Source organism: Neorhizobium petrolearium (genome assembly GCF_029854435.1).
GTDB lineage: Bacteria > Pseudomonadota > Alphaproteobacteria > Rhizobiales > Rhizobiaceae > Neorhizobium > Neorhizobium petrolearium.
In genome coordinates, this window is the sequence record NZ_CP123000.1 from 4,691,732 (window position 1) to 4,705,259 (window position 13,528).

Consider the following 13,528-nt stretch of genomic DNA (forward strand, 5'->3'; position numbering starts at 1 on the left):
TTTTGCGGGATACCAGATGACACGAGGGGACAAGCTACGATGCCGGCGCTAGAATTTGAAGTCCGGACGCCCCACCGGGGACGAATCTCTTCCTTCAACTGCCTCAGGAGCAGGCCCGCCATAAAGGTCGAGCCTGTGCGGATTGACGCGACGAATATCACCGCGCCGAAGCGTCACCCCTTGACGATCGAAGAACTCGAGGATTTCGATCGCGACCTTTCTACCGTTGTTGACGCGGTCGCGGAAGAGACCTGCGGAAAATTCCCCCCGCTCTACATTGGCCGCGACATCCTTGATGATCTCGACCATTTCTGCCGTCGCCTGACGGGTGAAAAAGTGGTCATGCCGGATTTCGTCGACGCGGCCAAGCCGCACGCAGAGCTTCAGGACGCGACGGACCTCCCGTTCGTCGACGCCAAGCATTTCGGAGAAATCGCGCACGCGAGGCGGACGGAACCTTTCCTCCCCTTCAAGATGCGGAAGGATCTGCGCATAGAGTGCCTCTTCCTTATCGCTCAGTCGGACTTCATGCCCGGGCAGCCGCACGAACGCGCCTTCCAGCACCAGGCGTCCCAGCACCTGCTCGGCCCGGAGCGTCACCAGAAAGGCCGGCGCCGGAAGCCGTGGCGTCACCTGCAGCCGCAGGCGCTCGCGGCCAATCCCCTGCAGATCGGGATTCTCCGCATGGAAAGCGGTCAGTACCCGCTGAATATCATCGGAAAAGCCCGCACGTTTGTTCGCCGAGAGCGCATAACGTGCCGAAGCGCTTTCGATGACCTCAGCCGCCGCGAAACTGATCGCAGCCTGCAATTCCTCTTCCGACAAAGCCCTGTCGCGGGCAAAGACATCGAGTTCGACCAGAAAAGGCGGAACGTCGAGCAAAGCCACAAGCGCACCACCTGCATGAGGCAGGGAGGCCGCCTTCAGGAAACCCAGTCGCTCGGAAGACCGCCGCTTGCGCAAGGGAGCCCTGAGATCGACAAGCCGCCCGCCGCCGATCGTGCGCTGGGCCGAAACATCCCGCAGTATGAAGCGGTCGCCGACAGCCGCGGCGATCGGACGGTCAAGGACGAGTTGGACCCTGCCACTCCCGCCCGGCGGCACCGGATTTTCGAGCGGCACGATGCGGACACCGGCCTCGGCGCTGCCGTGATGGAAACGGGCGGAAAACCATTCGCCGATCGGCTTCGGCTCGCTTTCAAGCACCGAAAGCTCCGCATCGATGCGATCGGCCGGCGCATGCAGATAGCGATCGACGACCATGTCGCCGCGAGTGATGGCATCCTTGGAAATCCCCTCTCCCGCAAGGTTCAGCGCGCAACGCTGCCCGGCAAAACCGCGCTCGGCCTGCTGGTTCTGGGCATGAAGGGATCGTATGCGCGCAGCAAGGCCCGATGGTGACACCACAACCTGATCGCCAATACCAACGGAACCCGAACGCACGGTCCCGGTGACCACGGTGCCTGCCCCAGAAAGCGTGAAACAACGATCAACGGCGAGCCGGAAGCGACCATCGGCGCTCGATGCGATTGTCGCCCCTTCGGCCTCCGCCAGCCGTTCCTTCAACAGCTCAATCCCCTGTCCGGTCGTTGCGGAAACGGGAAGTATCTCGGCCTCCCTGAGGCTCGTCGACGAGAGCATTCCCCGTATTTCCGCCGTCAGGCCCTCAAGGCGGGCAGGATTGGCAAGGTCTGCCTTGGTGATCGCGACGAGCCCGCGAGAGATGCCGAGCAAATCGAGGATCGCCAGATGTTCGAGTGTCTGCGGCTTGATGCCGTCGTCCGCCGCAACGACCAGCAAGGCATAGTCGATACCGCCGGCACCGGCGAGCATGGTATGGATGAAACGTTCATGGCCGGGTACATCGACGAAGCCAGTAACGGCTTCCCCTGCGAACCGGGCATAGGCGAAGCCGAGATCGATGGTGATACCCCGCGCCTTCTCTTCCTTGAGGCGATCGGTGTCGACGCCGGTCAATGCCTTGACGAGCGTTGTCTTGCCATGGTCGATATGCCCCGCCGTGCCGACGATCATGACGCCTCCTTCGAAAGCGGCTCTGAGGCACGACGTTCCGCTTCCTGGATTTCCGTTGGCGAAAGCCTGTCGCGAGCCGGCCCGATGAAGGGCTTTGCCAACGCGCTGCCCGCGTTCGTCGCCCGGATCAGCCAGGCCAGGGCTTCGACCCCGTCGCGCGTGGTCCCGGCTCCCATGTGGCAAGCGGCCCCCAGCATCGCCTGCGCATCGGCATCGCCCCTTTCCGCCCCCTTCCGCCACCAATGGACGGCCTTTTCGGGATCGCGCTCGACGCCTAGCGCATTATGATAGAGCATGCCGAGCCGCGTCATCGAAGACGCGATGCCGGCTTCCGCGGCGCTTTCTGCCCAGCGCCGCGCTTCGGCCGGGTCGGCGGTCATGACCTCGCCTTCCAGCAGCATCCAGCTCAGCATGTCCTGGGCCGGCGCATCACCTCTTTCCGCCGCGCGCCGGTAGTATTCGGCTGCGATGCCATAATCGGCATCGGTGCCGGTGAGCCCTTGCATGTGGAAGGCGGCGTAGTTGCGCTCTCCCAGCGGATCGCCGGCATCGGCGGCCAATTCCAGCCATTTGAGCGCCAGTTCACGATCCCTGGGCACACCGAGCCCTTCGGCGAAACAGGCGCCGATATTGTTCTGCGCACGCGCTACGCCGGCACGCGCCAAAGGCTCCCATATCCGCAACGCCGTTTCATAGTCGCCTGATTTGGCTGCTGCCAGCGCCTCGGCCATCGGATCGGCCTCAGGCGCCGCCTCGGACTTGCGGCCTCGAATACGATCAAGCCACCGCATGGCCGGTGCCCTCGGACAGGCTTTCCAGGAGCGCCGCGTCATCGGACAGGCAGCGCAGGTCGAGGATCAGCGCGCCGTCCTGCAGCCGTCCCAGGATCGGGCGGGAGAGAGACCGGAACAAGGCCGCCAGCGCCTCAAGCGCACTTCCGCTGGACGCCGTGATCCTGAGTCCCGCGCTCGGGATTGTATCCACCGGAAGCGCGCCCGAACCGATCTGGCTCGCACAACGGCAGACCTCCACCACGTAACCCTTGCGCGCCAAAAGCGCTTCGACTTGTGGAGCCAGCAGCTCCGCCTGCGACCGCACCTCCGGCTCCCGCCGAGACAGCATGCGAAGCGTCGGCAGGCGAGAGGCCAGTCGATCCGGATCTCGGTAAAGCTTCAAGGTCGCCGCCATGGCCGCGATACGGATCTTGTCGACACGTAGCGCCCGCTTCAGCGGATTGCGGTTGATCTCGGCGATCAGATCCCCACGGCCGACGATGAAACCCGCCTGCGGACCGCCGAGCAGCTTGTCGCCCGAGAACGTGACCAGATCGGCACCCTCGGCGACCGCCTCGCGCACCGTCGGCTCCTTGCCGAGACCGTAGCGGGACAGGTCGACCAATGTGCCCGAACCCAGGTCGTTGAGGAGCGGCACTCCCGCCTCATGGGCGATAGCCGCAAGCTCGGCGCCCGGGACTTCCTTGGTGAACCCTTCGATCCGGTAATTCGACGTATGCACCTTGAGGATCAGGGCCGTTTCGGGACCGATCGCCTTGATATAATCCTTCGCATGGGTGCGGTTGGTCGTGCCGACCTCGACGAGGTCGACGCCGGCGCGCTCCATGATGTCCGGCATGCGGAAAGCGCCGCCGATCTCGATCAGTTCGCCACGCGAGACGAGCGCCTGACGTCCTGCGCCGACAGAGTTGAGGGCGATCAGAACGGCTGCGGCGTTGTTGTTGACGATGGTCGCGTCTTCTGCACCCGTCAATTCGCAGAGCAGTGCCCGCAGATGACTGTCGCGTTCACCGCGCCTGCCGGTATCGAGGTCGAATTCCAATGCTGCCGCTTCCCGCATGGCGTCGATCGCAGCCGCAATCGCCTCCTCGGCAAGTAGCGCCCGACCGAGATTGGTGTGCAGCACGGTACCGGTCAGGTTGAAGAGCGGGCGAAGGTTGGAGCGGTCTCGATAGTCGAGGCGGCTCGCCAAAGAGGCGAGGATGCCGTCTTCATCGGGCAATGAACCGCCACCGCGCACGGCAATGCGGATTTCGCCGAGCACCGTGCGCAGCTCGTCCGTCACCACGGTCCGACCATGCCGCTCGACAAGCGGCGAAGCGGCCGGCGCTTTCAGCATCTGATCGACGGAGGGCAAGGCTCGCAGATCGGCAGGTCCCGACATCGGATCAGTAGCCCATCAGGAATGGATCGAAACCTGCTCGCTTGTATTCGGTGTCCTTCATCAGCAGGTCGAGTCCGAGGCTTGCGACATCGTCAGCGACGACCTCGAGCGAAGGATTCCTGTTCTGGTAGAGAATCTTTACCCAGCTGTTGCAGCTGTCGCAGACCTCCGCCTTGATGGTCGCCTCTTCATCGCCGGTTTCGACGGCCCGGTAGCCAATGCCTTTGGTGGAGCCGCAGGCAAGGCATTTGATGCGGACCTCGTTCCACATCGTGGTGCAGAAGGAACAGCAGGCATAGCGCGCACCTTCCGCGCCATGGAAACCGATGACCATGGAAGCGACAGGTTTGCCGCCGCAGGCGGGACAGACGCCGATGCCGATCGGCACGAGCCTGCTTCCATCAAGGCCGGCGGCGAGGCGCGCCGCGTGGATCTGGATCGCCGCAGCAATGTAAAGATGATGGGCCAGGCTTTCGACCGGCAGGTTGTCCGCCACGACATTGCCGATCATCCAGCTGAATGTCTCATCGTCGGCAGCGCGAACCTGCGCAAGCGCTTCTGCGGCGACAGGAGGCTTCTCCAATCCTTCCATCCGTTCCAGGAATTGCTGAAGCACCTGCCGGCAATCCGGTGACGAGACCATCGCCAAACGATCGATCGCTGGCATGGCATTCGCACGCGCTCGCTCGACCTGATCGGCAGGGATCAGCTCAAGCGGAGACAGGGTGGATGCTAGCTCGCTCTGGATCTGTGCGATTCCTGCCAGGAATTTGAGATAGGGAGCGAGTCGACTGCCTTCGGCGAGAACCTCGAAACGATTGGCGCGCTCCTTCAAGAGGCGCACCGGGTTGGGCATCAAGGCAAACGGAGCCTTGGAAACACCACCGATCATCGAGGGATCGGGCTGTACTGGGGATACGGACATTTCACCTCGCGGGCCGACCGGCCACAGCTCTTGTTCTGTCACGCATATTGCCGAAAACCGCGTCACACTTTTCGAAATGCGCTTCCATGACTATTCTGCAGGATCAATTCGCCCGCGTCCAGCCAGTTCCCTGAGCCACTTGCGGTGGTGGCGCCAGGCCCATCCGCCAGTGACCGAACCGCGCGTCATCGCACGAATGGTTCCGCGGGTCCAAATCGCCGCATAGACATGGACAATAAACACGCAGATGATGAGCACGGCCGACACAGCATGGATCAGGACAGCGAAGCGCTTCGTCTCGATCGACGTGTAATCATAAAAGTATTGATCCCAGATAAGGATGCCGGTGGCGATCAACGCGATGATGAGCAAGGCCATCGCCCAGAAGATCACTTTCTGGCCGGCATTGTATTTGCCCATCTCGGGAAGACGCTCCTCGTGTCCGCCGATCACGTCACGGATACCCGTGAACCACCCCATGTCCGCCTTGGTGAAGAGATTGGCCTTCCAGAGCTGGAAGAAGAAGATGTAGAAGCTGACGAAGAGCACCACGCCGATCCAGGGATGCAGCATACGGGTGTTCTGCCCCCCGCCGAAAAGCCCGGTGAGGAAGAACAGCGACGGGTGGAACAGGGCCATTCCCGAAAGCAGAAGCAGGATCAGGCTGCAGGCCGTGATCCAGTGGTTGACGCGCTTGCCCGGCCCATAACGATCGACGGTGACCGGCGGTCCGCGATGGATGGCATCATCGGATTCAACATCCCACGGTTCGCTCATCAGGCTTCCTCCCTGCGGCCCTCGGCGCTATCGACGAGCTTTTCCGCATTCTCCTCGTCTTCGGGCTGCACGCGATTGGCCCGGCCGAAGACGCCGTGGAGAATCGCGCCGGCAGCCACAAGCCCCATTGCGGCAAGACCTGTGTATTTGGTCACGCCTTTCCAGGCCTGCACCACGCCGGAAATCTTGGGATCATCCGGCAGGTCGGCATAGATATGCGGCTTGTCATTGTGATGCAGGACATACATCACGTGCGTGCCGCCAACCCCCGGCGGATCGTAGAGCCCGGCATTCGCGTAACCACGGGATTTGAGGTCGGCGATGCGGTCGTCCGCGTGCTTCTTCATATCCTCCTTTGTGCCGAACACGATCGCCTGGGTCGGACAGGCCTTGGCACAGGCCGGCCCCTGACCTACCGCGACACGGTCGGAACAGAGGGTGCATTTATAGGCACGGTGATCCACCTTGGAGATACGTGGAATGTTGAAGGGACAGCCCTTGATGCAATAGCCGCAGCCTATGCAGTTCTCGTGGACGAAATCCACGATGCCATTTGAATACTGCACGATCGCACCCGGCGCCGGACAGGCCTTGAGACAACCGGGATCCGCGCAATGCATGCAGCCGTCTTTGCGGATGAGCCATTCGAGATTGTCGGTCTCGGGATTAACCCATTCCGTGAAGCGCATGAGCGTGAACATGTCCTCGGTGAGATCATGGGGGTTCGTATAGTACCCCACGTTTGCACCGATTTCCGGATGCGTATCGTTCCACTCCACGCAGGCGGACTGGCAGGCCTTGCAACCGATGCACTTGGAGACATCGATCAGCTTGGCGACTGGTGTGAGCTGCCGCTCAGGCGGCGGCAGTTCGCTGGTAGCCGAGCGGCGGATGAGATCCCGCTCGGTGAGGTTGCTTTCCATCGGCTGGACCGGCGGATTGCTGACAGCGGTGCGAGGACTGTCCATCATACTGTAGCCTCCTGCGGTGCCGTCGATGGCTCGATATTGACAAGAAACGCCTTGTATTCCGGCGTCTCGATGTTGGCGTCACCGACGAAGGGCGCCAGCGAGTTCGGACCGAAGCCCTTCTTCGCTGAACCGGTGAAACCCCAATGAAGCGGGATACCCACCACATGAACCGGCTTGCCGTCGCACATGAGCGGCCGGATGCGCTTCGTCACCACCGCCTTTGCCTTGACCGAACCGCGTTTCGACCAGACCCGGACCCAACCGCCATTCTCGATGTTCTTCTCCTTGGCGAGTTCCTCGGAGATTTCGACGAAGAATTCCGGCTGCAGTGCCGAGTTCACGCGGTTGTGCTTGGTCCAGTAATGGAAGTGCTCCGTGAGCCGGTAGGAGGTCGCCGCATAAGGAAACTCGTCCGAAAGCCCCATCTGCGCCACGTCCGTCTCAAACACACGGCTGACGGGATTGCCCCGCATTTCCGGATTGAAGACGTTGGCGACCGGAGACTCGAAAGGCTCCATATGCGCCGGGAACGGACCATCGCGCATCATTCCGCGCGTGAACAGACGCGCGGTTCCCTCCTGGTTCATGATGAAGGGACCGACGTCCTCCGGCTTGGCCGTCGGCGCGATGTCGGGGATATCGTAGCCCGTCCATTTCGAACCGTCCCATTCGAGCAGCTTGCGGCTCGGATCCCACGGCCTGCCCTGCAGATCGGCCGAAGCGCGATTGTAGAGCGTGCGGCGGTTGAGAGGCCAGGCAAAGGACCAGCCGAGATAGGCGCCTGTATCGTCCGGATCGTGGTTGTCGCGCCGAGCCATGTTGTTGCCCTGCTCGTTGAAGTTACCGGAATAGATCCAGCAGCCGCACATCGTCGATCCGTCGTCGCGCAATTGCGAGAAGTTCAACACCTGCTTGCCGGCGGCAACCTGGACCTTCGTCGGATCGGTCGGGTCCATGAGGTCGGTCAGTGCACGGCCGTTGATTTCCTTCGCCAGTTCCTCCGCCGTCGGCTCGTTCGGATCAGCATAATCCCAAGACATGTTCAGGATCGGATCGGGGAAGGCACCCCCTTCCTTGCGATACAACTCCCGCATCCTCAGGAATATCTGGGCGATGATGTAGGTGTCGTGCTGTGCTTCACCGGGGGGAGTTCCGCCCGCCCAGTGCCATTGCAGCCACCGGCCCGAATTGGTGAGCGAACCGTCTTCTTCGGCAAAGCAGGTCGTGGGCAGCTGGAAGACCTCGGTCTGGATCGAGACCGTATCGACGGGATTAAAGTCGCCGTGGTTTTCCCAGAACCGCGCCGTCTCGGTTTCAAGCGGGTCCATGGTGATGAGCCATTTGAGCTTTGACAGCGCCTCGGTGTTCTTGTCCCGGTTGGGGAAGGCAAGAAGCGGGTTGAAACCTTGGCAGATGTAGCCGTTGACCTTGCCTTGATACATCAACTCGAACATGCGGAGCACGTCATAGGACGGCACGTCGAGCTTGGGGATGTAGTTGAAGGCCCAGTCGTTGTCGGCGCGCGCAGCATCGCCCCACATGGCCTTCTGGAAGGAAACCATGAACTTCCTGTAGTTCTGCCAATAGCTCGTCTGGCCGGGACGCAACGGCTTGAACTGACGGGTCGACATATAGGTCGTGAAATCCACGTCCTTTTCACTCGGCATCGTCAGATAGCCGGTTAGCAGATGCGACATCAGGCCGAGGTCGGTCAAACCCTGGATGTTGGAGTGGCCACGAAGCGCATTCATGCCGCCGCCACGCACCCCGATATTGCCGAGGATGAGCTGCAACATGGCCATGGCTCGGATATTCTGCGAGCCATAGGAGTGCTGCGTCCAGCCGAGTGCATACATCGACGTCATTGTCTTCGTCGGAGATGAGCATTCCGAGATCATCTCGGCGACCTTCAGGAACTTGTCCTTCGGCGTGCCGCAGATCCGTTCGACCATTTCCGGCGTGTAGGGGGCCAGATGCTCCTTCAGCAGATTCCAGACGCAACGCGGGTTCTGAAGCGTCGGGTCCGTCGTGACGAAGCCGTCATCGCCGAGCACATAATCCCAGGTCGACTTGTCATAGTCGCGCTTTTCCGGATCATAGCCCGTGAAGAGGCCATCCTTGTAGCCGAAGCCGTCCTTGACGATGTAGGAGGCGTTGGTGAACGCCTTCATGTATTCCCACTGCACCTTGTCGTTGTCGATGCAGTATTTCATCACTCCGTTCAGAAAGGCGATATCGGTTCCCTGTCGGATGGGGGCATAGTAGTCCGAAACCGACGCCGTACGGGTATAGCGCGGATCGACCACGATCAGCTTGGCGCCGCGATTGGCCTTGGCCTCGGTCACCCATTTGAAGCCGCAGGGATGCGCTTCGGCCGCATTGCCGCCCATGACGACGACGAGGTCGGTATTCTTGATGTCGGTCCAGGAGTTGGTCATTGCTCCACGGCCAAAAGTTGGGGCGAGACTCGCCACCGTAGGGCCGTGTCAGACGCGTGCCTGATTATCGAAACCGACTATTCCCAGCCCCTTGGCGAACTTGAAGGTCGCCCAGGCCGTTTCATTGGTGGTCGCCGACGCAGCCAGCATGCCGACGGTCGTCCAGCGATTGACCGGAACACCCGCGGCATTCGTCGCTACGAAATTGGCGTCGCGGTCATCCTTCATCAGGCGCGCAATGCGATCGAACGCCTCATCCCAGGAGATGCGCTCGAACTTGTCCGAACCCGGCTTGCGGTGCATCGGGTATTTGAGGCGGGTCGGGGACTTCACGAAATCCTTGAGCGCCGCCCCCTTGGGACAGAGCGTACCGCGGTTGGTCGGATGATCGGCATCGCCTTCGATATGGACAATGTCGGCAGCCTCACCCTTGCGAAGGTCGCCCTTCGAATAAATGATGACGCCGCAGGCGACGGAACAGTACGGACAGGTGTTGCGCGTTTCGGCGGTCGTCGTCAGCTTGAAAGGCCGGACATGCGCGACTTCGGCGGCTTCAGCCTCGCCAAAACCCATCGCACCGAGAGACGTTGCCGCAACACCTGCTCCAGCCAGCTTCAGAAAGCTGCGCCGCGAGAGGTCGACATTCATGGGTAGCCTCCTCCATTCGAGATATGACCAGTTGAAACTGTATGTTCAGGTATTATGAAGTCAAGTCACGATTATAGCTTATAAAATTTGATCGGTCTTCACTCGATTCTATCCCGGGAGACGTTGATCGCCGAAGTGGCCGGACCCGTCGTAAAGACTGGGATGCATCGCGGGCCGGCTTTCGAAATAGCAACGGGCACGGACAAGATCGCGGAGGGATGGAAACGCTATCACATGAGCGCTTTGATCGAACTCCATTTCATGAGCAGGATGGCGAGCGGCCCTCCCAAAAGCGCGCCCAATATAATGGCTGACAGGAAATACCTGGCCACGAAGCACAGAATAGGTTCGAGATAGCTCACTGTTTTTCCAGACCATATAATTCGCTATTGCGAGCCGCCGACGTTCGATGGGCGGATGTCTTGTTTGGTAAGCTTCGACAATTGCGGCTGCATTACCTGACTGCCTTTCAAGCTCCGTAATGCCGCTGCAACCTTTGCAGCCGACAAGAGGCAGGACGAGAGGCTAAGGGGCGATGAGAATTCTGCTGATAGAGGACGAGAAGGAGCTGGCAAATGCGCTGTCGGTGGCACTGACCAAGCACGGCATCCTCACCGACCATACAATGCATCTCGCAGACGCCGCCGAACTGACGCGGCAGCACCCCTATGATGCAATCCTGCTGGACCGGCGCCTGCCCGACGGCGAAGGGCTGACGCTCATTCCGAAATTGCGGCGATCGGGAACCGACACACCGATCATCGTGCTGACGGCAAGGAATGAACCATTGGAACGCGTCGAGGGATTGGAGACCGGCGCAGACGACTACCTCGGCAAGCCTTTTCTTGTCGAAGAGCTTTTGGCGCGTTTGCGTGCGGTCCTTCGAAGGCCGTCCAATCTCGCAGAGCCCGGCATCGCCGCCGGTCGGATGACGATTGATCCCCTGCATCTGAATGTCACGATAGACTCGATGCCGCTCGATCTTCCAAGGCGCGAGCTCCTGGTTCTGGTGACGCTCGCCAAGCGGAAGGACAAAACGGTCCTTCGACCGACGCTTGAGGCCGCAGTCTACAATTATGAGGAAGAAATCCAATCCAATGCACTCGATGCACATATTTCCCGATTGCGGAAGCGATTGCTGGATGCCGGTGCCGGTGTGACGATCCACAACATCCGAGGCGTCGGCTATCTGCTGAAGGAAGAATAATGCGCGCGGCAAACAGGCCTAACCCATCCTTATGGTGGAAGCTGAGTTGGCAGCTCAATCTCGTCATCATCGCCGTGATCGCCGCAGTGATCATCGGTCTTTGCATCTGGGCCACCACCATCATGTCGCCGAACATCGCCATGGAGGAAACGATTGGCTCGGTGATAGCCGGAGCTGCGGCACGCGATGGACAGGGACATCTGGAGCTGCGGGAAACGCTGGAGCTCAAGGCGCTGAAGGAGCAGAACGGCCAGCTATGGTATGTCGCGGCCACCACGGATGGCGCTTTCGTATCCTATGGCGCCATCCCCCCTGCCTATGCCGAACTCGCCCGCCTGGTTCATCTGTTCGATGACGCGGACATACGGGGGTCCGCAATGACAAACGAGATCGCAACTGTCGAAACCGCCGAAGCGGCAGTGGGTGAAGTTAGAATTCTGTTTGGCGGCGTCGCGGACAAGGGCTGGCCCGTCCTCGCCCTTCTGAGCAGGGCCTACCCGATCTACATTTCGTTGCTCGCGCTTGCCCTGCCTGCGATCTTTCTTGCCGTTCCTCGAATTGTGGGCCGCGCCCTTGCGCGTGTGAGCGACGTCGCTCGAAAGGCATCGCAGATCGAGCCGCGTCGGCCGGGAACACGCCTTCCGGTGGATGGCATCCCAAAGGAGGTCACTCCGCTGGTGATCGCATTCAACGATGCGCTTGAACGGCTTGAGAGTGAATTCAGGAAACGCCAACGCTTCCTGATCGATGCGGCACATGAGCTCAGGACGCCGATCGCCATCATGCAGACGCGGATCGATGGAATGTCCGAAGGCCAGGAACGCAGGCGGTTGTTGCAAGACGTGGCGCGCCTAGCTGAGACTGCTGAGCAGCTCCTCGATTTCGAGCGTAACGATCAAGCGACGGATCTCGATGAAACGATCGATCTCGTCGAAATTGCCCGGACGGTAGTAGCGGACCTCGCTCCGCTAGCGATCGCTGCTGGCTACCAGATTTCCTTTCAGAGCGACGTGGAGAGCGTCAAACGCAAGGGCAATTGCTCGGCCTTGCAAAGAGCGGTCAGCAACCTCGTCCGCAATGCGATCGACCACGGGGGCAATGCCGGGATGATCACGATTTCGGTCTCGGCCGACGGGCTGATCGATGTGGCCGATGAAGGGCCTGGCATACCGGCTGAACATCAGGAACTCGTTTTCGAACCGTTCTATCGCGTCACCCCCAAGAGCACAGGCGCGGGCCTTGGTCTGAGCCTGGTGAAGCAGGTCGTTGCCAATCACGGGGGCCGGGTCAGCATGAAAAGCAGCTCTGCGGGAACGCAGGTCGCAATGCAGCTTTGAGTTCGTAATGCTGCGGCAATTCTTCGCTCGCACTGTCCTCCCAGTATCACCGACGGAGGCCAGAGAGCGTGCACAGCAACCCCCATCCATTTCGCCGATTTTTCCACAACCCGCCGAGACCGTCTTTATTCGCGTGTCTGGCACTGCTCATGGCCATGGTGATCAGCGGATGCACTTCGGTGCCCATAAAGGAGACCGGAACGCTGACCTCCTACAGCAATCTCGGCCCTCCCAAGGGAACGATTGCCAAGAAGCGGCTCTATGTCGATGGGCAACAGCTCGCCCGGGTGAAGACGGTTCGGATCGTGCCGACAACCTTCTCCTTCGGCGCCGCGGTGCGGATCAAATCGGAGACCGATCGCGCATTGGTGTCGAACGCTCTCGACCGGGCGCTTTGTGTATCGCTGAGCGATAAATATCAAATGGTCTCAGCCGGTGAACCAGCCGATCTGACGGTCCGCTCGGTCGTCGCTGACATTGTTCCAACCAACAAGGCGATGGCGGGCGCTGCGACTGTCGTCAGTGTCGGGACAGGCTTCATCCTGCCCGTCAGCGTGCCACGCCTGCCTTTCGGCCTTGGAGGATTGGCCGTCGAAGCTGAAGCGGTGGATAGCAATGGCGTCCAGAGCGCCGCGATGTTGTGGGCGCGCGGGGCGAACTCGATTCAGAACAACCCGCGCGTTTCCGAAGTCGGCGACGCCTATGGTCTGGCGACGAAGTTTGCGAGCGACTTCTCGCGAGTGCTGATCGCCGGCAAGGAACCGAAGGGATTGGATATCTCGCTCCCGTCCAGGCAGCGCATGCAATCCTGGTTTGGTGGCAAGCCTAAATATGCCGCCTGCGATGCCTTCGGCCGGGCACCTGGCCTGATCGGAGCCGTGGCCTCCAAATATGGCGCGCCGCCGCAATGGACCGAGAAGAAGCCCAAACCGATCGTGACACATTGACCGATCATACACGCAGGCGGCGGTGCGGAGGCGTATCAAATCACAATTGGCCAAGTGCCATCGCCG

At 60.8% G+C, this 13,528-nt stretch carries 10 protein-coding genes; 3 read left to right on the forward strand and 7 right to left on the reverse strand.

What is annotated here, in order from left to right:
- Positions 1 to 48: 48 nt before the first annotated feature.
- The 7 genes from selB to fdnG all read right to left on the reverse strand — a co-directional run bounded on the left by selB (position 49) and on the right by fdnG (position 9,971).
- Positions 49 to 2,034, reverse strand: coding sequence for a selenocysteine-specific translation elongation factor (gene selB / locus QEO92_RS22765; RefSeq protein WP_227704543.1), 1,986 nt, complete (start codon positions 2,032 to 2,034; stop codon positions 49 to 51).
- Positions 2,031 to 2,825 (reverse strand): tetratricopeptide repeat protein, encoded by a 795-nt coding sequence (locus QEO92_RS22770; protein ID WP_227704544.1) that lies wholly within the window; start codon positions 2,823 to 2,825, stop codon positions 2,031 to 2,033. The genes selB and QEO92_RS22770 overlap by 4 nt, the downstream gene beginning before the upstream one ends.
- A complete protein-coding gene (gene selA / locus QEO92_RS22775) occupies positions 2,812 to 4,212 on the reverse strand; it encodes an L-seryl-tRNA(Sec) selenium transferase (protein WP_227704545.1) in 1,401 nt (466 codons plus the stop codon). The genes QEO92_RS22770 and selA overlap by 14 nt, the downstream gene beginning before the upstream one ends.
- Positions 4,213 to 4,216: 4 nt before the next feature.
- Positions 4,217 to 5,137, reverse strand: a complete 921-nt coding sequence (gene fdhE, locus QEO92_RS22780) for a formate dehydrogenase accessory protein FdhE (RefSeq protein WP_227704546.1) — start codon at positions 5,135 to 5,137, stop codon at positions 4,217 to 4,219.
- Positions 5,138 to 5,227: 90 nt separating this feature from the next.
- Positions 5,228 to 5,914, reverse strand: a complete 687-nt coding sequence (locus tag QEO92_RS22785; RefSeq protein WP_227704547.1) for a formate dehydrogenase subunit gamma — start codon at positions 5,912 to 5,914, stop codon at positions 5,228 to 5,230.
- The gene (gene fdxH / locus QEO92_RS22790) at positions 5,914 to 6,885 is read right to left on the reverse strand and encodes a formate dehydrogenase subunit beta (RefSeq protein WP_280107476.1); all 972 of its coding nucleotides are present in this window, start codon (positions 6,883 to 6,885) and stop codon (positions 5,914 to 5,916) included. The genes QEO92_RS22785 and fdxH overlap by 1 nt, the downstream gene beginning before the upstream one ends.
- Positions 6,882 to 9,971, reverse strand: coding sequence for a formate dehydrogenase-N subunit alpha (fdnG, locus tag QEO92_RS22795; protein WP_227704548.1), 3,090 nt, complete (start codon positions 9,969 to 9,971; stop codon positions 6,882 to 6,884). The genes fdxH and fdnG overlap by 4 nt, the downstream gene beginning before the upstream one ends.
- A 535-nt stretch (positions 9,972 to 10,506) precedes the next feature.
- Between fdnG and QEO92_RS22800 the strand changes: the two genes are divergently transcribed.
- From QEO92_RS22800 to QEO92_RS22810, 3 genes are all read left to right on the forward strand, one after another.
- Positions 10,507 to 11,178 carry a response regulator transcription factor gene (locus tag QEO92_RS22800; protein WP_227704549.1) on the forward strand — a complete coding sequence of 224 codons (672 nt, stop codon included), beginning with the start codon at positions 10,507 to 10,509 and terminating at the stop codon, positions 11,176 to 11,178.
- Positions 11,178 to 12,515 carry a sensor histidine kinase gene (locus QEO92_RS22805; protein ID WP_227704550.1) on the forward strand — a complete coding sequence of 446 codons (1,338 nt, stop codon included), beginning with the start codon at positions 11,178 to 11,180 and terminating at the stop codon, positions 12,513 to 12,515. Before QEO92_RS22800 ends, QEO92_RS22805 begins: the two co-directional genes overlap by 1 nt.
- 149 nt (positions 12,516 to 12,664) lie before the next feature.
- On the forward strand, positions 12,665 to 13,462 hold the full coding sequence (locus QEO92_RS22810) for a DUF3313 domain-containing protein (protein ID WP_227704551.1): 798 nt from the start codon (positions 12,665 to 12,667) through the stop codon (positions 13,460 to 13,462).
- Positions 13,463 to 13,528: the final 66 nt, after the last annotated feature.

What these genes read in the sequence shown, in the direction of transcription:
- QEO92_RS22800 (WP_227704549.1), top strand. Translation starts at nt 10,507, where the DNA reads ATGAGAATTCTGCTGATAGAGGACGAGAAGGAGCTGGCAAATGCGCTG.
- QEO92_RS22770 (WP_227704544.1), bottom strand. Translation starts at nt 2,825, where the DNA reads ATGCGGTGGCTTGATCGTATTCGAGGCCGCAAGTCCGAGGCGGCGCCT.
- selB (WP_227704543.1), bottom strand. Translation starts at nt 2,034, where the DNA reads ATGATCGTCGGCACGGCGGGGCATATCGACCATGGCAAGACAACGCTC.
- QEO92_RS22785 (WP_227704547.1), bottom strand. Translation starts at nt 5,914, where the DNA reads ATGAGCGAACCGTGGGATGTTGAATCCGATGATGCCATCCATCGCGGA.
- QEO92_RS22810 (WP_227704551.1), top strand. Translation starts at nt 12,665, where the DNA reads ATGGCCATGGTGATCAGCGGATGCACTTCGGTGCCCATAAAGGAGACC.
- selA (WP_227704545.1), bottom strand. Translation starts at nt 4,212, where the DNA reads ATGTCGGGACCTGCCGATCTGCGAGCCTTGCCCTCCGTCGATCAGATG.
- fdxH (WP_280107476.1), bottom strand. Translation starts at nt 6,885, where the DNA reads ATGATGGACAGTCCTCGCACCGCTGTCAGCAATCCGCCGGTCCAGCCG.
- QEO92_RS22805 (WP_227704550.1), top strand. Translation starts at nt 11,178, where the DNA reads ATGCGCGCGGCAAACAGGCCTAACCCATCCTTATGGTGGAAGCTGAGT.
- fdhE (WP_227704546.1), bottom strand. Translation starts at nt 5,137, where the DNA reads ATGTCCGTATCCCCAGTACAGCCCGATCCCTCGATGATCGGTGGTGTT.